We start from the raw sequence: 20,478 nt of genomic DNA, 5'->3' as shown, positions 1-20,478 counted from the left end.
CCGCCACGCCAGAACATGGCTAAGGCCCGTTAACCAAATTTTCGCTCCCCCCGTCCTAAGCCATAGCGAAACGGGGATCGGGGCTTTGAACGGATGATGCGGATATTGGCGCTACTCGGGTTGGCGGCATGGGGCATGCTGCCCGCGCCTTTGCTGGCCCGTGCGGACCTGCGGATGGAAACGCAGATGTTCGTGGAGCGCGTGCATACCGACATTAACGGCCGCGCCCGCCGCACCCTGGCCAGCGCGACGCGCGCTGCCCCTGGCGACCAGATTCTCTTCGTCGTCAACTGGCGCAATGAAGGGCGCGCTCCCGTCCAAGGCGTCGCCCTCACCAAAGCGGTCCCGCGCGGCGCGCTCCTCACCGCGCCCGATCCGTCCATGCAAGTGTCGGTCGATGGCGGGCAACGCTGGGGCCGCCTTGACGAGCTATGGCTCCCGACCCCGCTCGGCGGCGTCCGCCGGGCCGTCGCGGCCGACATCACCCATATCCGCTGGACAGGCCCTGCGCGCCTGTCGCCGGGAGAAACCGCGCGTCTGAGTTACCGGGCGACGATCCGGTAATTATTCCCTCTCCTCTTCAGGGGTCGGCCAGAGGCATGTGACTCTGGCCGAGGTGCTGAGCGTAGTGAAGGCGGGAGAGGGGCCTGAAAGCACGACTGCTGCTCCCCTCTCCCCTGCCCTCTCCCCTGAAGGGGAGAGGGAGAAATGCTCACTCCGCAAACAACAACACTGGCGTCTCCAGCAATCGCTTCACCGCCTGCACGAAACTCGCCGCGTCCCATCCATCCACTACCCGATGGTCGCAGCTGATCGACAGGTTCATGAGCTTCGCAGCCACGACCTCGCGCCCGCGAAAAACGGGCCGCTCGATCACCCGATTGGGCCCGATAATCGCCACCTCAGGCCGATTGATGACCGGCGTGGTCGCCACCCCGCCCAGCGCCCCCAACGACGTCAGCGTCAAGGTCGATCCGGAAAGCTCCTCCGCCTTGGCCTTGCCCGAGCGCGCGACCTCTGCCAGCCGCTTTATCTCGCCCGCCAGCTGCCAGATATTGCGGTCCTGCGCATCGCGGATCACCGGCACCATCAGCCCCGCGTCAGTCTGCGTCGCGATACCCATATGCACAGCACCAAAGCGCGTCACCACGCCCGCCTCGTCATCATAGCGGGCGTTCAACATCGGAAAGTCCGGCAGCGCGCGGCAAATCGCCACGATTAGCAGCGGCAGCATGGTCAGCTTCGGCCGATCCCCACGCGCGCCATTCAACTGCGCGCGCATCCGTTCCAGTTCGGTAACGTCGATTTCCTCGACATAAGAGAAATGCGGAATATGCCGCTTGGAGGCCGCCATATTCTCCGCGATCCGGCGGCGCAGGCCGATGACCTTCACCACCTCATCCTCCCGCCGCGCGCGCGGCTTGGGCGACCGATAGCCCTGCCCCGCGCCGTAAAGCAGGAATGCGTCGAGGTCCGAATGGCGGATATGATCGCCGCTGGCTTTCACCTGGGACAGGTCGATGCCCAGTTCCCTGGCGCGGGCGCGGACGGCAGGGGATGCGAGCACCTGCTCCCTCTCCCCTTCAGGGGAGAGGGTTGGGGAGAGGGGCTGTAATGCGGACGTCTCGCCTGGCTCCCCCTCTCCCAACCCTCTCCCCTGAAGGGGAGAGGGCTCTGAAGTTTGCTCGTCGGGATAAAGCCGATCAACCGAAGAAATAATCCCGTTAACCGACGCGCCCGCGACCTCGCGTCCACCCGCCGTCTCGGCCTCGATCTCCTCCTGCGAAGGCATCGGAGCCTCCGCCCCGGAAGCGACCTCCCCTTCTCCCTCAACCTCGATCTCCACCAGCATGGCGCCGATCGCGATCTGCTCGCCCGGCTCCCCGGCCAGCCGCTTCACCACGCCCGCGACGGGGCTTTCCATCTCGACCGTCGCCTTGTCGGTCATCATGTCGGCGATGGGCTGGTCTTCCTCCACCCGGTCCCCGACCTTCACATGCCAACCGACAATCTCCGCCTCGGAAATGCCTTCGCCGATGTCGGGCAGCCTGAACGTGAACAGCGCCATGGCTCAATCCCTCATGATCTTCTTGATCGCTTCCCTGATCCGCACCGGCCCCGGGAAATAGGCCCATTCCAGGCTATGCGGATAGGGCGTGTCGAAACCCGTCACCCGTTCGATCGGCGCTTCCAGATGATAGAAGCACCGCTCCTGAACTAACGCGGAAAGCTCTGCCCCAAAGCCGCTGGTCCGCGTCGCCTCATGCACGATCAGGCAGCGCCCCGTCTTCTTCACCGACTGCTCGATGGCATCGATGTCCAGCGGCACCAGCGTGCGCAGGTCGATGATCTCGGCGTCGACGCCCATCTCCGTGACGGTGCTCTCGATCACATGTTCCATCGTACCATAGCAGAGTATGGTCAGCGCTGCGCCCGCACGGACCGTACGCGCCTGTCCCAACGGCACGCGATAATAGCCCTCCGGCACCATCGCGCCCGGATGCCCTGCCCAGCTTTTCGCCGGACGGTCATAATGACCATCGAACGGCCCGTTATAGATGCGCTTGGGTTCGAAGAAGATCACCGGATCATTATCCTCGATCGCCGCGATCAGCAGCCCCTTGGCATCATAGGGCGTCGACGGGATCACCGTCTTGATGCCCGACACATGGGTGAAGATGCCCTCGGGCGATTGGCTATGCGTCTGCCCGCCGAAAATCCCGCCGCCAAAGGGCGACCGCACCGTCATCGGCGCGATGAATTCCCCCGCCGACCGGTAACGCAGCCGCGCCGCCTCGCTCACCAACTGATCGAGCGCGGGGTAGATATAGTCGGCGAACTGGATTTCCGGCACGGGGCGCAAGCCATAGGCGCCCATCCCCACCGCAACGCCGATGATGCCGATTTCCGTGATCGGCGTGTCGAACACCCGGTTCTTGCCATATTTCTTCTGCAACCCCGCCGTCGCGCGGAACACACCGCCGAAATAGCCGACATCCTCCCCCATGACGACGACATCGGGATCACGCTCCATCATCACGTCGAGAGCGCTGTTGATCGCCTGAATCATGCTCATCTGGCGGGTTTCAGTCATTCCCTGTCTCCCCTCGCCCCTTTAGGGGAGAGGGTTGCGCAGACTTGGCGGCTCCGCCGCCTAGTCGAAGCTGGGTGAGGGGTAACTCCGCCCCATCCCCCTCTCCAACCTTCGCTAGCCAGACAACTGGCAAGCTACGGTATCCTCTCCCCTGAAGGGGCGAGGAAAATGGCGCTTCCCCCCTCACAACCCAGCCGCCTTCGCTTCATCCAGCATCTGCCGCTGCTGCTCCCTCAGATGCCAGGGCATCTGCTCGAACACATCCTCGAACATGCTCTCCATCGGATGATGAAGCCCATGTCCCAAAATCCCGTTCTTCTCCGCTTCCCGCGCCGCGTCGCGCACCTGCTCGGCCAGCTCCTTGTCCATCGCCGCCTGCCGTTCGTCGTCCCAGACGCCGATGGCGATGCAATGCTGCTTCAACCGCGCGATCGGGTCGCCCAGCGGCCAGCGGCTCCCCTCATCAGCGGAGCGATAGGCGCTCGGATCATCGGACGTGCTGTGTCCCTCCGTGCGATAGGTGAAATGCTCGATCAGCGTCGGCCCATGATTAGCCCGCGCCCGATCCGCTGCCCAGCGCGTCGCGGCATAGACCGCCAGCGCGTCATTGCCGTCGATCCGCAGTCCCGCAATGCCATAGCCGATCGCCCGCGCCGCAAAGGTCGTCGCCTCCGCGCCTGCAAAGCCGGAAAAGCTACTGATCGCCCACTGGTTGTTGACGACGTTCAGGATCACCGGGGCGCGATAGACGCTGGCAAAGGTGCAGGCGGAATGGAAATCCCCTTCCGCGGTCGATCCTTCGCCGCACCATGTCGCCGCGATCCGCGTGTCCCCGCGCGCCGCGCTTGCCATGGCCCAGCCCACTGCCTGCGGATATTGCGTGGCCAAATTGCCGGAGATGGAAAAGAATCCCGCCTCGCGCGCCGAATACATGATCGGCAGCTGCCGCCCCTTCAGCCGGTCGCCCTTGTTCGAATAAATCTGGTTCATCATGTCGACCAGCGGCCAGCCGCGCGCGATCAATATCCCCTGCTGGCGGTAGCTCGGGAAACACATGTCATCGCTCGCGAGCGCCGCCGCCGCGCCGATCGACACCGCCTCCTCACCGGTCGATTTCATGTAGAAGCTGGTCTTGCCTTGTCGCTGGGCACGGAACATGCGCGCGTCGAACGCGCGGGTCAGCGCCATGCCGCGCAGCATGCGGAGCAGCATCTCGGGCGGCAGCTTCGGGTCCCACGGCCCTACCGCGCGGCCTTCCTCATCCAGTACGCGGACCAGGTCATAGGCCAGTTCCCGCATCGCACCGGCGTCCGCCGCCTCATCGGGCCGCCGTGCCGCTCCGGCGGCGGGAATGTCGAAATGGTTGAAGTCCGCCTCGTCGCCCGGCCGGAACTGGGGTTCTGGCACATGCAGGCGCAATTGGGGCAAGTTGCGTCCGCCACCAGACGTGGTTTCCGCGGCAAAATCAGCGCGGTCGGCTTCACCCGGTCCCGACGGAACGGTCGGCAGGTCAGCATTGTCCGGCCGAGCATTAAGATTTTCACCAGCCCGCCGAGCGTCTTGTTCGCCCAGCCGCTTGCCCTGCTCGTTCCCGGCCTTCCCAGCGCCCGAATCATCCCGGTCGCCCATCCCGCCTCCTACTCGCACTTGCAATATTATTGCTTGATGCAATTATAATATTACAACGCTCGCAAAAAGCAAGAGTTCCGTTTTCCCGCTAATTCCTTCTTGCAATCACACCGCCACCGGCGCCGCTATGTGACTCTGCGGCGCATAATCCACCACTTCGAAATCCTCGATCCGATAGCCGAAAATGCTCTCCGGCCGCCTCTTCATCCTCAGTTTCGGCGCGCCGCCCGGCGTCCGGCTGATCTGCTCCTCCACCAGCGCAGCATGATTGAGGTACAGGTGGACGTCCCCGCCCTGCCAGACGACTTCTCCTGGCTCCAGGTCGCATTGCTGCGCCAACATCCGGGTGATCATCGACAGCCCGAAGATGTTGAACGCAAATCCCAACCCCAGGTCACAGCTGCGCTGGAACAACAGGCCATTCAGCCGTCCATCGGCCACCTGGAACTGATAGGTCATGTGACAGGGCGGCAGGGCCATGCGCGCGACTTCCGCGACATTCCATCCAGTGAACAGCAAACGCCGCGAGCCCGGATTGTTCCTGATCCCCTCGACCAGTTCCGCGATCTGGTTGTGCCCCTTCTCGGCCCGGCGGAACAGCCCATCACCAATAGCTTCGTAGCGCGGCCAATTCACCCATTGCGCCCCATAGACGGGGCCCAGATCGCCCCACTGCCGCGCGAAGGCTTCATCCTCGATAATCCGCGTCTCGAAGTCGTCACGGCTGATCTCTTCGCCTGTGGCTTTGCGATAAGAGGCCAGCGGCCAATCGGTCCAGATATGCACGCCCTGACGGACGAGCTCGCGGATATTGGTGTCCCCGGTCAGGAACCACAGCATCTCCCGCGCAGCCACTTTCCAATAGACACGCTTGGTCGTCAGCAGCGGCACCGCATCACCCGCCAGCGAAAAGCGCATGGTGGCGCCCAGCACTGACCGCGTGCCCACGCCGGTGCGATCGACCCGCTCATCCCCCTCCGTCCAGATCCGGCGCATCAGGTCAAGATATTGCTGCTCATAATGCGCTTCGTTCGGAGTGATGATTGCGGTCAACGACGCTCTTCCCTGTTGCGGCGATTCCACATTCGCCGCCCTCGCTTTAGCCGAGCAGGCCCGAGCTCGCCAATCTTGCTTTCGCTTCGGACCATTCTCCGCCCGTTCCACTCCATAGTGGACATGGTTCGCGGTGATCGCAGCGGACGGACGCAGCATCTTGAGGCAATGGCCGCTACGGAAAGCATCCGATTCCTGCTGTTGGATGATCAGTGGCGTCCCCTGGGCCGCGTCGATGGGGGCAGGGATTGGCGCCACGTCCTGCAGGAACTGCTGCTTCAGGGCAGCCACTGGCTCATCGTCGAGCAGGTGCGCCCAAACGAAGGCTCCCCCTATCCGCGACGGGACGATATCCGCCTCGCCCGCTCGATAGCGCGCCGCCTCCGGCCGCTGGAAGTGACGCTCGCCGACCATGTCATTCACGGCGGCCGGGAACAGTTCAGCTTCCGCGCCGCAGGCCTGCTTTGACCAAGGCAAAAAAAGCATGCCCAGCCGCTTGCCAGTCCGAAAAGCCCCCTCTATAGACCCCGCCTGCCCAGCGGCGTTGCAAGCAATGCCGCTATCGGTCGGGGAGTAGCTCAGCCTGGTAGAGCACTGTCTTCGGGAGGCAGGGGCCGGAGGTTCGAATCCTCTCTCCCCGACCACATTTTTCTTCACATCAAAGGTTTAAGTTGGTACGCGCGAGCGCGGTTTCGTGCTCAGCTTGAATTCGCGTAAACTCTTGATCTTTCGCAAGCACAAAAAAGGGCGCGTTTCCGCGCCCTTTCATCGACTTGAGCCTTGCCGCTCCAGTCAGGCTTCGCCGAACACCCGGCGGAAGATCGTGTCCACTTGTCTGAAATGATAGTCGAGGTCGAACTTCTCCTCGATCTGTTCAGCGGTCAGCGCCGCAGCGACGTCCGGATCGGCCTTCAGCAGTTCGAGCAGCGACAGCTGGCCATCCGACTCCCAAACCTTCATGGCGTTGCGCTGGACGTAACGATAGCTGTCCTCGCGCGACACACCGGCCTGGGTCAGGGCGAGCAGCACCCGCTGTGAGTGAACAAGACCGCTCATCTTGTCGAGATTCTTCATCATCCGCTCGGGATAAACGAGCAGCTTGTCGATGACCCCCGTCAGGCGACCCAGGGCGAAGTCGAGCGTGATGGTGGCGTCGGGGCCGATATAGCGTTCAACCGACGAGTGGCTGATGTCCCGCTCATGCCACAGCGCGACATTTTCCATTGCTGGCAGCGCGTAGCTGCGCACCATGCGAGCAAGGCCGGTGAGATTCTCGGTCAGAACCGGGTTGCGCTTGTGCGGCATAGCCGAACTGCCCTTCTGGCCCGGTGAGAAATATTCCTCGGCCTCCAGCACTTCGGTACGTTGCAGGTGGCGGACCTCCACGGCCAGGCGCTCGATCGAGCTTGCGATGACGCCCAAGGTCGCGAAGAACATGGCGTGGCGATCGCGCGGGATAACCTGCGTCGAAACAGGTTCGATCGCGAGCCCGAGCTTGGCCGCGACATGTTCTTCCACACGCGGATCGATATTCGCGAACGTGCCCACCGCGCCGGAAATGGCGCAGGTCGCAACTTCCTCGCGCGCGGCAACCAAGCGGGTCCGGCACCGGCTGAACTCGGCGTAGGCTTCAGCCATCTTGAGCCCGAAGGTCACGGGTTCGGCGTGAATACCATGGCTACGGCCGATGGTCGGCGTCAGCTTGTGTTCGAAAGCGCGGCGCTTGATGACTGCCAGCAGCTGGTCAAGATCGTCGATCAGGATGTCCGCTGCCCGGGATAGCTGCACGGCAAGGCAAGTGTCGAGCACATCGGACGAGGTCATGCCCTGGTGCATGAAGCGCGCTTCGTCACCGACCTGTTCAGCCACCCAAGTCAGGAACGCGATGACGTCATGCTTGGTGACCGCTTCAATCGCGTCAATCGCAGGAACGTCGATGGCCGGATTGCTCGCCCACCAATCCCACAGCGCCTTTGCGGCGGATTTGGGAACCACGCCCAGTTCACCAAGCGCCTCCGTGGCATGGGCCTCGATTTCGAACCAGATGCGAAACCGGGCTTCTGGTTCCCAGAGTGCTGTCATTTGGGGGCGGGCGTAGCGCGGGACCATCGAACGAATCCTGATTTGCTGGTGAAAGATCGCGCGCCGCCTAGCAGGCGAGCCTTTCAAGGGCAAATCGCGCCTTCTTTCGTCTTCCTTTCGCCCGTCCCGCCCGCTTTTCACCCTGATTATGGCAGTATTTGAAGACCAGATGAGGCCGTTCATGGGGTAAGATGTTGATGCTGAACAACCATTCAGGAAACACGATAGTCATTCATGTATTCTTGCCCCATGAAGCGGTCGCGCCCGACTTGCTCGATCGCTGATGGAGAAGATTATGTTTCGCGCCTTTATTGCTGCTGCTGTCCTGTCTGCTGCCGCCCCGGCGGTCGCGCAGACTTCCGCCGATGCGCCCGCAGCCGTGCAGCCGGACGTACCCGCGCAAGCCCAAACTCCGGCAGATACGGTGGCATCGATCGTCGACAGCGAGTTTCCAGCTTATGACGCCAATGGAGACGCGCAACTCGACAAAGCCGAATTTTCACGCTGGATGGCGGCGCTGAAGGATCAGGAGATGAAGAGCAGCGGCCAAAAGCTTGCGGCCGCTGATGTCGTGGCCTGGACTGACGGCGCTTTCAAGACGGCCGACGCCGACAAGAGCATGTCAGTGAGCAAGCCCGAGCTGATTTCTTACCTGAGCCGCGGCGCTTCCTGATCGCGGAGCATTCGACGCGGATTAGAAAAACCCCAACCCAAAAGGGTCGCAACATGGGGCGGCATGGAGCGAAGGCCATGCCGCCTCTTTTTTTCCAAAATCCAAGCTGGTCAGCCGCGCTTCTTGTTCGCGTATAGAAGCGCCGCCACGATCGCGGCCGACCCAATCCCGACCGCAGTGCCCATCCACACGCCCCTGCCCGCGGTCTTCCGCGCAGCGGATGCCAGATCGGACTTGGTTTCAGTTGCCTGCTCGGGGGCTTCGCCTTCGGGCGCATTGTCGTTGGGTTGGGTCATGGTGAATCAGCTTATGCAGCAAGGCCGCCTGCGAGAAAAGATGGCCCCGGCATATCTGCGTCAATAGTCCGGCAGCGTCTGGCGCGCTTCGCCCCAACCGCGCAACTCCCTTGATCCCGCTCGCGCGAGCAATTTATCGATGTCCGTGATCGTGTAAGCGCCCGGGCGGTCGATATCTTCCAATTCGCCCCAGGTCACGGGCACCGCCACCGGCGCATTCTCACGTGCTCGCACCACATAGGGGAGCACCGCCGTGGCGCCACGCTGGTTACGCAGCCAGTCGATGAAGATCCGCCCCTTCCGCTTCGCCTTGCTCATGGTGGCGGTGAAGCGGTCTGGTTCGGCAGAAGCCAGGGCGCGCGAAAAGCGGTCGGCAAAGTCCTTTACCTTCGGCCATTCGGCCTCCGGCGTAAGCGGCACTACGACATGCACGCCCTTGCCGCCGGACAACATGGGAAAGCTTGTGAGGCCAATATCCTCAAGGGTGCGGCGAATATCACGGGCAGCCTTTTTCACATCCTCGAAGTCCAGCCCTTCGTCAGGATCGAGGTCGAAGATCAGCCGGTCCGGCTTTTCGACATCCTCGACCCGCGATCCCCAGCCGTGAAATTCGATCGTGCCCATCTGAACGCAGGCAACCAGCCCGTCTATGTCATCCACATAGAGATAGTCCTGCTCGTCCCCGTCCTTTTCGCGAATAGGGACATGCTTCACATGATCGCCAAAGCTGCCGCTGTCATGCTTCTGGAAAAAGCATTTCTTCGCCCGTCCCTGCGGACAACGCACCAGGCTGATCGGCCGGTGCGCAATCCAGGGCAGCATGATCGCTCCGGCCGCCTCATAATAGTCGGCGAGCTGTCCTTTGGTCACCTTCGCTTCGGGGAAGATCAGCCGATCGCGATTTGAGACATGCACATCGCTTTCCTGTTCGGGTACAGCCATCACCTTCTCCCGGGAAACGTCCTTCGCCTTCTTGTCCTCACGGAGGCCCAGGAAGCTTCCATGACGTACGACATTGTCGCTGGTGAACTCGGCGAAGGCGATCTCCGCAACCAGATCAGGCCGCACCCATTTGGCACCCCGCGCCTCGCCGCGCGGAACCTGCAAGGCGGCGGTCTGCCGGGCCCGCGCCTTTAGCTGGCTTAGAAGCCGTTCGCTATTTTGCGCGTTGAACCCCGTGCCGACCTTGCCAGCATAGACCAGGCCTTGATCGTCATTCTGGGCAAGCAGGATGTTACGGAGCGAACGGCCACTGGCGGTGCTTGGCGTCCATCCCACGATGACGAATTCCTGGCGGCGGGTGCATTTGACCTTCAGCCAGTTCTTGGTCCGCGCGCCGCGATAGGGAGCATCGGCGCGCTTGCAGATTATCCCCTCCTGTCCCGCCTCGCACATCGTCCTGAACAGCTTTTCGCCAGCGCCCACGATATGGTCGGACAGGTGCACATGCGCGCTCCCCTGCCCAAGCAAGGCCGCGAGCTTCTCCTTCCGGGCGATATTGGGCTGCCAGGTCAGGTCTTCGCCATCCAGGGAGAGGAGATCGAAGGCGAAGAGATGTAGCGCTCCCTTGTTCTCGCCCTTCAACACCTGCTGCAATGTCGAAAAGTCGGGATTTCCGTTCGGCCCGAGCGCCACGATTTCGCCATCGATAAGCATAGGGGGAAGGTTCATGCCCGCAACCTCCTTCGCCAAGGATGCGAAGCGATCGGTCCAGTCCAGGCCGGACCTGGTAAAAACCTGCACGCGGCTGCCCCCCACACTGACCAGGCTGCGATAGCCGTCATATTTGATTTCATGCAGCCAGTTGTTGCCGGTGGGGACGGCGTCCACCAGGGTCGCCAGTTGCGGCGCCTGGAATGGAGGAGCCTTTGCCAGTTTACTCCGCTTGGGCGCAGGGCGCGCCGGGGTCGCCCTCTCCACTTCGCTCATCGCGGCGTCGAATGCTTTGCCACGCTTCCCCTTGAGCGAAATCGCAGGCGCGTTGGCCGCAATCTCTCCCATGGTCCTGCCGCTCTTGATGCTGGTCAGTTCACGCCCGACCAGATCCTCCGCAGGGCCAGCATAAGCATCATCGATCTTGCGGAGCAGCCAATTCTCCCGCTTCCCTTCACCAGGCCGTGGCTTCAAGCGGATCAGCAGCCATTCGCCCTTCATCCGCTGGCCGTGCAAAACGAAGTGGAGATGGCCTTTCGCCAAGTCCTTCGCACTCTTGCCGGGCACTGGCTCCCAGGTGCCTTCATCCCACAACATCACGGTGCCCCCGCCATATTCACCCTTGGGGATGGTGCCTTCGAAGCTGGCGTAGGATAGCGGATGATCTTCCGTGCGGACGGCAAGGCGCTTGTCGGCGGGATCAAGGCTGGGGCCGCGCGTCACGGCCCAGCTTTTAAGGACGCCGTCGACTTCCAACCGGAAATCATAGTGCAATCGGGTGGCGTCATGTTTCTGGACGATGAAGCTGTTCCCGCCCCGACGCTCCCGCTTTCCGGCAGGTTCCTTCGTCCGGGTAAAGTCGCGCTTGCGATTATATTCCTTCAGGGGGTCGGCTTCGGCCATATATCAGGCCCGCTTGCGCGCGGGAGCCTTGGTAGCAGAGCTCCGCCGGGACGCAGGTTTCTTTGCCGCAGGCTTTGCGGCTGCGCCTTTCGCGCCGCTATCCACAGATTTCTTGAGCGCGGCCATCAGGTCGATCACATTGCCGCTGCGCTTGGCAGGCGCTTCGTCCTCATCCTCGATGATGCGGCGACCCTTGGCCTTCTTCTTCTTGTCGATAAGCCGTTCGAGCGCATCGACATAGCGGTCGTGAAAGCTGTCCGGCTTGAACGGCGCCGTCTTCTTTTCAATGAGCGCCTCGGCCAGGTCGAGCAGTTCCGGGTCGGGTTTCACATCGTCTATTTCACGGAAATAGGATTGGGCCTTGTTGACCTCATCGGCATATCGGAGCGTCTCCAGTACCATTCCGCGCCCGCATGGTTTCAACGAAACGATATATTCCCGCCCGCGCATCGCAAGCTGGCCCAATCCGACTTTCCTCGCCCGGCGCAAAGCTTCCCGCAGGACGACAAAGGCTTCCTCGGCAAGATCGTCGGCGGGCACGACATAATAGGGCCGCTCATAATAGAGAACGTCGATCTCGTCGGCATCGACAAACTGGGTCAGTTCCAGCGTCTTCTTGCTCTCCAGCTTCACCGCTTCGATCTCGTCGGGCTGGAGCAGGACATAGTCGCCCTTGCTGACCTCAAAGCCTTTGACGATGTCCTCGGGCTTCACTGGCCCCAGTCCGGGCACCGTCTTTTCATATCGCACCCGCTTGCCGCTGGGCTCATGGATCTGGTGGAAGGCGATCTGCGCGCCAGACTTGGTGGCAGCGTAGATTTCAACGGGAATGGAGACGAGAGCAAGCCTGATCTGCCCCTGCCAATATGCACGCGCCGCCATGGTCCAACCTCCTTGCCATCGAGAAAAATGCGCAGCCCGGCACAAGGGTTCCGGGATCGAGCAGCGCATCTTCCCTTCGCATGATGCCGGTAAATCCGACGAGGCGCTTTCGAACTGCGCCGAAATGGCCTAAGCTGACCGGATCAGCAGCTAAAGGACATGCCGAATGCAATTCCTACGGACTGCCTTCTGGGTTGTCTTGGCCGTCGCGATCGCCCTTTTTTGCAAGGCGAACAACCGGCCCACCGAAATCAAGATTTGGGGTGACATAGTTTGGGAGACACGTATCTGGTTTCCCATCCTGATCGCATTTCTCGCGGGGTGCCTTCCCTTCTGGACCATAGCACGCACAACGCGCTGGCGGATGAAGCGGAAGCTGGAAAATACCGAGCGTGCCCTAGTGGCGGCAACCGCGACGGCGGCGCCTGCTTCCCTGCCCAGCGACACCGCTGACCATCTTACGACCGCTTCACCTTCCCACCCTGTCACAGGAACAGCATGAGCAGCCCCATCTACGTCGCCATAGACACCCCCGACCTCAGCAAAGCCCAGGATCTGGCCGGGCGCGTGCGCGGGCATGTCGGCGGGTTGAAGCTGGGGCTCGAATTTTTCTGCGCGCATGGCCATCATGGCGTCCGGGAGATGATGAAGTTCGACCTCCCGATCTTCCTCGACCTCAAGCTTCATGACATCCCCAACACGGTGGCAAAGGCCGTGCAGGCGCTCAACGGGCTGGAGCCAGCGATCCTCACCGTACATGCAGCCGGCGGCCGCGCCATGCTGGAGGATGCAAAGGCGGCGGCGGGCATCAATACGAAGGTGGTGGCAGTCACCGTCCTTACCAGCCTCGACAACAGTGACCTTCAGGACATCGGGGTCGGCGGCAAGGCAGAAGATCAAGTGGCACGTCTTGCCGACCTGGCGCGCAGTGCCGGGTTGGACGGCATCGTCTGTTCGGGGGAAGAAGTCGCGCTTGCGAAACGGGCCTGGGCCGACGGATATTTTGTGGTGCCAGGCGTGCGTCCGCAAGGAGGGGCCATGGGCGACCAGAAGCGCGCCGTGACGCCGCGAGAAGCTCTGGATCGTGGCGCGTCGATCCTCGTCGTGGGCAGACCCATCAGCTTGGCGGAAAATCCGGATCAGGCTGCACGAGAGATCGAAGCAACATTGTAAGAGAGTGGTGAGATGGGAGGACCGGCCAACGCCGGTCCTCCCATCCCGTCAGAAGCGCCAGCCTACGCTGGCTACGACCTGATGGCGGTCAGTATCGATATCGAACTCGCTGCTTGTCGCGCCATTTACGAAGTCGATATGAGCGCTGTCATATTTCGAGTAACGATATTCCAGCTTACCGAACATATTTTCGTTGAACGCGCGCTCAACGCCGCCGCCGACCCGCCAGCCGTCCAGCTTGAAGGCCGTGTCGGTGGACTGATTGGTGTCGCCTGCGAGCACGTTCAACTTGGTGTTGGTGTAGCCACCCTTCACATAGACGAGCGTGTTGGGGCTGGCGAGAATACCCGCGCGCGCGCCGATGTAGAGGTCACGCCCTTGGCTGACCCGGCCAAAGCCGAACTGGTCGGTGAAAGGATTCCGGCTGCTCTTGGCAGTAGAGTCGGTGAATTCGCCTTCAACACCTACGACGGCGCTGCCAAGGTTGAAGTCATAACCGGCGCCGACGCCATAGAGCAGGCCATCGATCGACTGGTCATCATCGCCATTGTCATTGTCCACGCTGCTGCCCGCGCCAGTATGGTCATAGCCTAAAATCGCTTCGACCCGAGGCCCGGTGAAAGTGGCTCCAGCATCCTGGGCCAAGGCGGGAGCGGCTACGGCCGATCCGGCCAGCAAGGTTGCGACCATTATTTTCCGCATAGGGTACTCCATTGTCACTCACCTCCTTCAGGAGGAAGTGCTGGAAGTCCCAAGCACAGCTCATGGTTTCATGAACCCAAGATAAACGGCTGAAAATGTGGCATTTGGGCAACGAAATCGGTGTCGCCCCGAACTCAATAGTCTTTCGAAATGCGCACATTTGCGCTCTCTCGTCCAAGCGTAGAGATCGCCGCCAGCAGGGAAAGCCAACGTGTCACCTGATATTCTATGCGCGTCGCTGAGTAGCCTTGGCCGTCGGTGATAAGTTCGACATAGGTCTTGCGCGTCAGATATTTTCCCGCCGCGATGGAGGTTCCCTGCCCCTGCGTAGGATCGGCCGCGATGATCCTCAAGCGATCCAACCCCGCAGCCTTGCGCACGGCATTGATCGGATCGAGCCCACCTTCGCCCTGCAACGATCCCACCGCCGATGCGAGTTGCAATGCTTCTGGCGCGGAAAGATTGGTGATCGAGGTCCCGAACAGAATGCGGGACAGCAGTTCGTCCTGCGGCAAGGCGGGAATGCTGGTGAAACTGATGTCGGGTTTCAGGCCGGTTCCACCCACATGGATCATCGCCTTGAGGTCGCTGACGTCTGCCTCGGCATCGATATCGAGCGTCGGATTAGCGGGCGTGCGGCCGTCGAACTGGATCTTGCCTTCGCGCAATTCAAAACGGCGCCCGGCGAAAGTATAGCCACCCCGGATCAACTCTGCCGTGCCAGAGATCGCCGGGCTGGTAACGGTTCCCCCGATGTCCAGGTTGGCGCGCCACTCGCTGTCCAGACCCAGCCCCCTGACCGTCAGGCGATTTCGCGCACGGGCCTTGACCGCCATAGCCCATGGCCGACTTGCGCGAGGGCGCTCGACTTCTTCCCCATTGCGGTTGACCTCTGTCACTCGCAACTCGGGGATTTGAGCGATGGCGGCCGCGCGCCCGAGCGTGAAGCGGCTGCGGTTGAGCAGCAGATCACCACCGATGGTGCCGTTGACGCCATCCGAATGCAGAGTGATCGGGCCAGTGACAGTCGCGGCTATGTCATCCCGCTCCAGCAGCGCGGCATTTTCCGCCTGCAGGCGCAAATCCATGCCGACGCCCGCGATCCCGGCAAAAGTGAAGCTGCCCGTACCTGTCACGATGCCGCCATTCTTGGCGGTAGCGGTGAAGCTGGACATGACGAGTTGAGCGCCCGAAAATCTTCCCCGAGCCTGCACATCGTGCAGCCGCATGCCAGTGACCGCACTGGTTATCGCTGCACTATCCGTTGCAAGCGCGCCGGTGATGACCGGATTGCCCAGCGTACCCCGCGCATCGGCAGACACGCTCACGGGTCCGGATATGTCCACGATCTCGACTCCGGTCAGCCGCCAAAGGGTATCAGCGGCGCCCCTCAATCGAAGCTGCCCGAACAGCGGCGCGCTATTGAGCCGATCGACAAGGCTTCCCTGCGTGCCAAGCGGCGTCAGCAGCACCTGAGCCCTTCCGATCGTCTGGCCATCGGCTGCGAACAGCATGCGTGCCGCCAACCGGTCCGGCATGAGAATGGCGTTGATCCCCGCGTCCACCGGACGGGAACTGAGGGACAATCCCGACCGCGACAAGCCGCGCACGCGCAGTTCCGCCTTGCCGCTCGGCATGCGGCCACGGCTGTGAACATAGGTCAGCGAGCCCGTGGCCGTACCCCCAAGGCCAAGATCGTCATAGACGATATCCAGCAGCGAAAGAGGGAGCTTTTGCACACGGCTTTCGATCCGGGTCGTCTGCCCGCTCAGCTCTCCACCCAATTGCAGCGAGCCGCCCGCATAGCTGATGGTCATGGGGGACAACCGCCAGCCGTCCGCGCTGCGGGTCAACAGCGCTGACCGCGTCAGCCGGATCGGGCGCTTGTCGATCGTCCCGCGAGCCGCCACACGGATGCGGTCTGGTTCCACCTGCGCTTCGCCCTGAAGATCGAACAAGCGCCCGCGCTGTCCTGACAGGCTGGCCTTTACAGTGCCATAGCCGCCCTTCAGATCTGCATTGGCCGCCAATCTGCCGATCAGGACGCCACCAACGCGCAGTCCCCTGGCTTGCATCACCGCGTTGATCGACGTTCCCGACGGGTCAAGCAGGACGGTCGCATCCAGCTTACCACGACGGACGGCGATGGCCGTTGGTCCATCAAAGCTGGCGTCTGTTGCGTCGAGTTTCAAAACCAGTTGCTGGACAGCGTTGATCGGCGCGAACGCGATACTTCCCTTGACAGGCCCGGCAACATTCAGCTGCCCTTCAAGACCGCCAGTCACCGGGCGCAGATCACCGCTTGCCACGACACCGGATACCGCGAGCTTTGCCACTCTCACTACCGCCTGGCCTCCGCGCGGCAGCAGGATCTGGCCAGCACCGGTGAAGGGGCCAAGCGTCGAGCCGCCTTGGGCCGTAAACTGATAACCGGCGCTGTCCGGCACGAGATGCGCCCGCATCCCCGCGACGCCCAGCGCGTCCAGCGGCCGATCAAGCAGCAGATCGATCGTCGGCTGTTCGATCTTCCCGTCCAACGTCAGACGCAAAGGCCCATATTGCTTGTGGGTTCCAATACCCTCGAAATGGAAACTCCTGTCGGGGCGCCGGTAGCCATTGGCGGAAAGGCTGAGCAGCGGCGCTTCCAGGCGCAAGCCCGTGAACATCAGTCGCTTGTCCGGCGCGAGCGAAAGGCCGCTCTTTACCACGGGAAGGCCTCCGCCCAAGCTGCGCAGGAAGCTGTTGTCCAACCGGCGCATCCGCGCCATCGCAGTCCCGCTCAAACCAAAAACACCGTTCTTCCCCGGCACCGCGCGTAATTTGGAGGTCAGGTCCACGATGCCGAGGCCGCGAATGGCGAGGCCGCGTATCTGCCCATCCAGACCAAAATCATAGCGCCCGGTCTTGAGGTCCGCGAGCATCACGAGCTTGCCGCTCAGCTTGTCGGAGCGGATCGGCATAGGATTGCTGATGAGTTGCTGGCCCTTGATCTGCAGCACACCGTCGAGCACGAAATTGCGGACGATGCCTTCGACAAGTTCGCCCTGTCCATCCAGTCGCCGCGCGCGCAGATGGAGGGGGATGAGCAACGGCGCATTGGCAGCCTTGCGCCCTTTGCCCTCGGCGCGGACGTCGCTGATCAGGGTGCGGCCGAAAACCAGCTGCCGGGCCCTTAGAAGATATTCGTAGCCAAACCCGGCGAAGGGACCGTCAAGCCGCACGCGGGCGGTGACGTCCCGCCCGCGCATCGACTTCAGCAAAGCCTGGGGCCGGACAAGGCTCACATCGATCAGCAGATTGTCGAACGCGGAGTTGCGTAGATCGAGCGCCCCATCGGCATTCAACTGCATCGCCTCCGATCGCAGCGACAGCTTGCCGTCAACGATCCGGTTTGTCAGAGACCCCCTAGCTTCTATTGAAAGGCGCGGTGCGGACAGGCGCTGTACCAATCCCTTGCCCGCTATCGCCTGCGCCTCGATCGATCCCGTTGCTGAATAGGTGCCGCTGCGCGCCGCCAACATGAGGTCGATCGCCGGTTCGCTGTCCAGCGTCCCGGACAAGCGCCCGTCCCAGCGGGTCCAGCTCCCCTTTCCCCGAACTCGCAGGTTGCCGTCCTGCCGCAGCCCTGCGATGTTCGCCAGCACGCCACCCGATGGGGCGTTCACCGTCACATCCAGATCGAACCGGTCATCGTCGGGCCGACTGTCGAGCGCGAGGTTTATCGCGTCCTCCTGCCCTAATACGCGCGCGGAAAGATCGATGACGGCCCTCCGCCCCCGGATGTCGGCATCGCCGGAAATGGTCGCCTGCTGCACCTTGCCGCTGATGCTGTCGTCGATGGTCAGCTGCCCGACCGAAAACTGCATCAACCGGATGTCGAAGCTTGGGAGGATGGGGCCTTGCTGCTTGGCGGGGTTGAGGCGGGGCAGCTTGTGCAGCGTTGCAGCCGGTATATTGAGCCGATCGATATCCAGACGGTTTGAAAGCCACGCCAGCGGCCACCAGTCCAGCTCTACCCGCGGCGCCGTTAGAAAAGCGCCCTTCGGGTCTGCAAGCGTCACGCCATGCAGAATGGCCCGGCGATAGATGCTGCCTTCGATACGATCGACATGGATGCGCAAACCCGACGGGGGGCTGATCTTGTCGATACGCGTGATGAGAAAGCGGTGCCCCGCCGACGTGTCCAGCCATATAAGCGCTGCTGCCGATATGACGACCAGCAGGGTCAGCAGCCCTGTGATCCAGCGCTGCCACCGGCCGTCCCATGCACGGTGCCGCCGCAGGGGCTGCTGGATATCCTCCTCCGCCATCAGAAAGCCTGGCCCAAGGACACATAGACAGCGACGAGGGGATCACCCTTTTGCGGGTTCAACGGCGTACCGACATCGATCCGTATCGGGCCGAAGCTGCTATAATAGCGAAGGCCCAAGCCCGCCCCGATGCGCAGATCGCGGAAACGCGGCAGGAAGCTGGTGGAGATGTTGCCCGCGTCGATGAAGGGCACGACGCCGAAATTGCCGAAACGGACGCGTGACTCCAGCGAGAATTCGGCCAGGCTCTTGCCGCCGATCGGGTCGTTGTTCGCGTCGCGTGGGCCGATATCCTGATAGCCATAGCCCCTGACCGAAGCGCCGCCGCCCGCGTAGAAACGGCGCGATGGCGCAATCCGGTCGACCGTCGAACCCAATATGGTGCCGAAGCGGGCGCGCGCCGCCAGGACCACGCGCTCAGTCATCGGCTGATAGACGCTGCCGTCGATCTGCACACGGGAATAGCCGAAGGTGCCGTTCTGGAAGGACAGCTCAGGACTGAACCTGCCGCCCAGGCGGAAACCCCGGCTGGGATTCAGCAGATCGTCGCTGCCATCATAGGTTAGGCTGAGCGGCACTGCGCCGATCAAGAAGGTTCGCCGGTTCCCGCCGCTGAACGCATCCTTTTCGTCCGATGCGATCAGTTCCGCTCCGACCCGCCACACCCATTTTTTCTGAAAGAGGATGTTGGTTTGCCGTTCGAGCGCCCCGGACAGGGTGATCGTGCGGGCGTCATAAGCGTCGCGCTTGATGTTGCTGATCGACACAAGTCCGGTCAGCACATGATCGCGCTCCCGGAAATTGTTACGCCGGTAGGTGAAGGATGCTGTCTGCTCCTGCGTTCCCAGAACACCGCGCAATGTGACGGCGCCTTCGGGCGGGAACAGGTTGCGGTGCTGCCAGCTGACGGCGGCACGATAGCCTTCTCCGGTGCCATAGCCCAATTCGCCCGCAATGGTCCGCAACGGTGCTGGGCGTACATCGACCGCCAGGTCGACATGCTCTCCGTCACCAGCGTCCTTGGGGGTCAATGTGACCGAGGATATGAGCCCGGTGGCGACGATCGCGCCGCGCAGGTCCTCGACATCCGATATGTTATAGGGATCGCCCCGTTCGAAGCGCGCGATCCGCGCCACATGGCGAGCGCTGAAGAGCTTTTCATTGTTGAGGATGATCGAGCCGAAAGTCCGGTAGGCGCCGGGCGTAACGACGATATCCAGCTCTCCCTTGCGCTCTTCATGATCGATCCGCACTTCCGGTTCGTCGACGCGGGCGAAGGGAAAGCCATTCTCGCTGAGCGCGAGCGACAAGGAGGCCTGCCCCGCCAGGATCGCATCGGCATCGACGGGATCGCCCACCTGGACAGGGAAGGCTTCGCGCAATTTCGCTTCGCGCTCGCCCGCCTCATTCAATCCCGGGAGATCGACCGAAGAAAGCTGATAACGGGGCCCCGCTGCTATATCGAACTGCACAGCCAGCCGGTCTTCAGTGCCGGGCAAGACGGAAATGGCACTGCGGACGCGCGCGGCATAATAGCCTTTGGCTCGCAACAGCCGCTCGAGCAGTTCGCTATCTTCCTTAATCCGCCTGTTTATCTGGGCGATATTGGCAGGCTTCCCTTCGCCTTCCCGCAGGACCGACAATTGTTTGAACCGGCCGTCGAACTGCGGGTCAGCGATCTGCTCCACGCCATTGAGCTGTACCAAGTAGCGCTTTTCTTCGCCGGAGTCCGCGAAGGCCGCCACCTCGGCAGGCACCTCATCACCTGGGTCCGGAACGGCGGCATCAGCCGCTTGCCCGGCCATATCTGGAGCGTCCAGGTCATCGGGCGGCAAGGACGTGACGGTATCGGCCTGTCCAAGGTCGGGCCATGCGACACCCAGGTCGGGCATGGGGTCAAGCGGCAGGTCCTGATCGACCACCCCCGCGGGCAGTTCGGTGCTCTGGGCGTGCACGACAGGAGCCGCCAAAAGCAGAGGCAGGAGGAGAAGCCGGGAGGCTTGCGACATGGCTGATACGCGGCGGCAA

Annotated in this window: 16 protein-coding genes and 1 tRNA gene; 6 read left to right on the top strand and 11 right to left on the bottom strand. The window is 62.3% G+C overall.

Annotation, left to right across the window (positions count from 1 at the left end):
• Positions 1–93: 93 nt before the first annotated feature.
• Positions 94–564 (top strand): hypothetical protein, encoded by a 471-nt coding sequence (locus SPHS8_RS00530; RefSeq protein WP_201513449.1) that lies wholly within the window; start codon positions 94–96, stop codon positions 562–564.
• Positions 565–712: 148 nt separating this feature from the next.
• Here SPHS8_RS00530 and SPHS8_RS00525 read toward each other — a convergent pair whose 3' ends face one another.
• The 4 genes from SPHS8_RS00525 to thyA all read right to left on the bottom strand — a co-directional run bounded on the left by SPHS8_RS00525 (position 713) and on the right by thyA (position 5,776).
• Complete coding sequence (locus tag SPHS8_RS00525) at positions 713–2,068, bottom strand: dihydrolipoamide acetyltransferase family protein (RefSeq protein ID WP_201513448.1); 1,356 nt, start codon at positions 2,066–2,068, stop codon at positions 713–715.
• Positions 2,069–2,071: 3 nt separating this feature from the next.
• On the bottom strand, positions 2,072–3,076 hold the full coding sequence (locus tag SPHS8_RS00520; protein ID WP_201514823.1) for an alpha-ketoacid dehydrogenase subunit beta: 1,005 nt from the start codon (positions 3,074–3,076) through the stop codon (positions 2,072–2,074).
• 201 nt (positions 3,077–3,277) lie between these two features.
• Positions 3,278–4,723 carry a 3-methyl-2-oxobutanoate dehydrogenase (2-methylpropanoyl-transferring) subunit alpha gene (locus SPHS8_RS00515; protein ID WP_236574902.1) on the bottom strand — a complete coding sequence of 482 codons (1,446 nt, stop codon included), beginning with the start codon at positions 4,721–4,723 and terminating at the stop codon, positions 3,278–3,280.
• A gap of 105 nt (positions 4,724–4,828) precedes the next feature.
• Complete coding sequence (gene thyA / locus SPHS8_RS00510) at positions 4,829–5,776, bottom strand: thymidylate synthase (protein ID WP_201513447.1); 948 nt, start codon at positions 5,774–5,776, stop codon at positions 4,829–4,831.
• Between the two features lie 123 nt (positions 5,777–5,899).
• Here thyA and SPHS8_RS00505 point away from each other — a divergent pair, with 123 nt between their 5' ends.
• Both SPHS8_RS00505 and SPHS8_RS00500 read left to right on the top strand, forming a co-directional pair.
• Positions 5,900–6,244, top strand: coding sequence for a JAB domain-containing protein (locus SPHS8_RS00505; RefSeq protein ID WP_236574901.1), 345 nt, complete (start codon positions 5,900–5,902; stop codon positions 6,242–6,244).
• Between the two features lie 99 nt (positions 6,245–6,343).
• Positions 6,344–6,420: transfer RNA gene (locus SPHS8_RS00500), tRNA-Pro, on the top strand.
• A gap of 148 nt (positions 6,421–6,568) precedes the next feature.
• Here the strand turns inward: SPHS8_RS00500 and purB are convergent.
• Positions 6,569–7,885: an adenylosuccinate lyase gene (gene purB / locus SPHS8_RS00495; protein ID WP_201513445.1), complete on the bottom strand. Its 1,317-nt coding sequence runs from the start codon at positions 7,883–7,885 to the stop codon at positions 6,569–6,571.
• Between the two features lie 268 nt (positions 7,886–8,153).
• Here purB and SPHS8_RS00490 point away from each other — a divergent pair, with 268 nt between their 5' ends.
• A complete protein-coding gene (locus SPHS8_RS00490; RefSeq protein WP_236574900.1) occupies positions 8,154–8,531 on the top strand; it encodes an EF-hand domain-containing protein in 378 nt (125 codons plus the stop codon).
• Positions 8,532–8,641: 110 nt separating this feature from the next.
• On the opposite strand, the gene SPHS8_RS00485 is transcribed toward SPHS8_RS00490, so the two are convergent.
• From SPHS8_RS00485 to ku, 3 genes are read right to left on the bottom strand one after another with little or no spacing between them, the layout of a single operon-like run.
• Positions 8,642–8,827, bottom strand: a complete 186-nt coding sequence (locus SPHS8_RS00485; RefSeq protein ID WP_201513443.1) for a hypothetical protein — start codon at positions 8,825–8,827, stop codon at positions 8,642–8,644.
• Positions 8,828–8,887: 60 nt separating this feature from the next.
• Positions 8,888–11,383 carry a DNA ligase D gene (gene ligD, locus SPHS8_RS00480; RefSeq protein ID WP_201513442.1) on the bottom strand — a complete coding sequence of 832 codons (2,496 nt, stop codon included), beginning with the start codon at positions 11,381–11,383 and terminating at the stop codon, positions 8,888–8,890.
• Between the two features lie 3 nt (positions 11,384–11,386).
• Positions 11,387–12,265: a non-homologous end joining protein Ku gene (gene ku, locus SPHS8_RS00475; RefSeq protein WP_201513441.1), complete on the bottom strand. Its 879-nt coding sequence runs from the start codon at positions 12,263–12,265 to the stop codon at positions 11,387–11,389.
• 166 nt (positions 12,266–12,431) lie between these two features.
• Here ku and SPHS8_RS00470 point away from each other — a divergent pair, with 166 nt between their 5' ends.
• Both SPHS8_RS00470 and pyrF read left to right on the top strand, forming a co-directional pair.
• Positions 12,432–12,767, top strand: a complete 336-nt coding sequence (locus SPHS8_RS00470; protein ID WP_201513440.1) for a hypothetical protein — start codon at positions 12,432–12,434, stop codon at positions 12,765–12,767.
• The gene (pyrF, locus tag SPHS8_RS00465) at positions 12,764–13,438 is read left to right on the top strand and encodes an orotidine-5'-phosphate decarboxylase (protein ID WP_201513439.1); all 675 of its coding nucleotides are present in this window, start codon (positions 12,764–12,766) and stop codon (positions 13,436–13,438) included. The genes SPHS8_RS00470 and pyrF overlap by 4 nt, the downstream gene beginning before the upstream one ends.
• 48 nt (positions 13,439–13,486) lie before the next feature.
• Here pyrF and SPHS8_RS00460 read toward each other — a convergent pair whose 3' ends face one another.
• The 3 genes from SPHS8_RS00460 to SPHS8_RS00450 all read right to left on the bottom strand — a co-directional run bounded on the left by SPHS8_RS00460 (position 13,487) and on the right by SPHS8_RS00450 (position 20,459).
• Positions 13,487–14,140 carry an outer membrane protein gene (locus tag SPHS8_RS00460; RefSeq protein WP_201513438.1) on the bottom strand — a complete coding sequence of 218 codons (654 nt, stop codon included), beginning with the start codon at positions 14,138–14,140 and terminating at the stop codon, positions 13,487–13,489.
• 134 nt (positions 14,141–14,274) lie between these two features.
• Positions 14,275–18,450, bottom strand: a complete 4,176-nt coding sequence (locus SPHS8_RS00455) for a translocation/assembly module TamB domain-containing protein (RefSeq protein ID WP_201513437.1) — start codon at positions 18,448–18,450, stop codon at positions 14,275–14,277.
• Positions 18,450–20,459: an autotransporter assembly complex protein TamA gene (locus SPHS8_RS00450; protein WP_443020025.1), complete on the bottom strand. Its 2,010-nt coding sequence runs from the start codon at positions 20,457–20,459 to the stop codon at positions 18,450–18,452. Before SPHS8_RS00450 ends, SPHS8_RS00455 begins: the two co-directional genes overlap by 1 nt.
• Positions 20,460–20,478: the final 19 nt, after the last annotated feature.

This window comes from Sphingobium sp. S6 (genome assembly GCF_905120495.1).
Taxonomy (GTDB): Bacteria; Pseudomonadota; Alphaproteobacteria; order Sphingomonadales; family Sphingomonadaceae; genus Sphingobium; species Sphingobium agri.
Note: the sequence above shows the minus strand (reverse complement) of the source record. Positions and strands in the feature narration are given on the sequence as shown.

Coding starts and splice junctions, on each gene's coding strand:
- ligD (WP_201513442.1), bottom strand. CDS start 11,383: ATGGCCGAAGCCGACCCCCTGAAGGAATATAATCGCAAGCGCGACTTT.
- ku (WP_201513441.1), bottom strand. CDS start 12,265: ATGGCGGCGCGTGCATATTGGCAGGGGCAGATCAGGCTTGCTCTCGTC.
- SPHS8_RS00520 (WP_201514823.1), bottom strand. CDS start 3,076: ATGAGCATGATTCAGGCGATCAACAGCGCTCTCGACGTGATGATGGAG.
- SPHS8_RS00455 (WP_201513437.1), bottom strand. CDS start 18,450: ATGGCGGAGGAGGATATCCAGCAGCCCCTGCGGCGGCACCGTGCATGG.
- purB (WP_201513445.1), bottom strand. CDS start 7,885: ATGGTCCCGCGCTACGCCCGCCCCCAAATGACAGCACTCTGGGAACCA.
- SPHS8_RS00485 (WP_201513443.1), bottom strand. CDS start 8,827: ATGACCCAACCCAACGACAATGCGCCCGAAGGCGAAGCCCCCGAGCAG.
- SPHS8_RS00525 (WP_201513448.1), bottom strand. CDS start 2,068: ATGGCGCTGTTCACGTTCAGGCTGCCCGACATCGGCGAAGGCATTTCC.
- SPHS8_RS00470 (WP_201513440.1), top strand. CDS start 12,432: ATGCAATTCCTACGGACTGCCTTCTGGGTTGTCTTGGCCGTCGCGATC.
- SPHS8_RS00505 (WP_236574901.1), top strand. CDS start 5,900: ATGGTTCGCGGTGATCGCAGCGGACGGACGCAGCATCTTGAGGCAATG.
- SPHS8_RS00490 (WP_236574900.1), top strand. CDS start 8,154: ATGTTTCGCGCCTTTATTGCTGCTGCTGTCCTGTCTGCTGCCGCCCCG.
- SPHS8_RS00450 (WP_443020025.1), bottom strand. CDS start 20,459: ATGTCGCAAGCCTCCCGGCTTCTCCTCCTGCCTCTGCTTTTGGCGGCT.
- SPHS8_RS00460 (WP_201513438.1), bottom strand. CDS start 14,140: ATGCGGAAAATAATGGTCGCAACCTTGCTGGCCGGATCGGCCGTAGCC.
- SPHS8_RS00530 (WP_201513449.1), top strand. CDS start 94: ATGATGCGGATATTGGCGCTACTCGGGTTGGCGGCATGGGGCATGCTG.
- pyrF (WP_201513439.1), top strand. CDS start 12,764: ATGAGCAGCCCCATCTACGTCGCCATAGACACCCCCGACCTCAGCAAA.
- SPHS8_RS00515 (WP_236574902.1), bottom strand. CDS start 4,723: ATGGGCGACCGGGATGATTCGGGCGCTGGGAAGGCCGGGAACGAGCAG.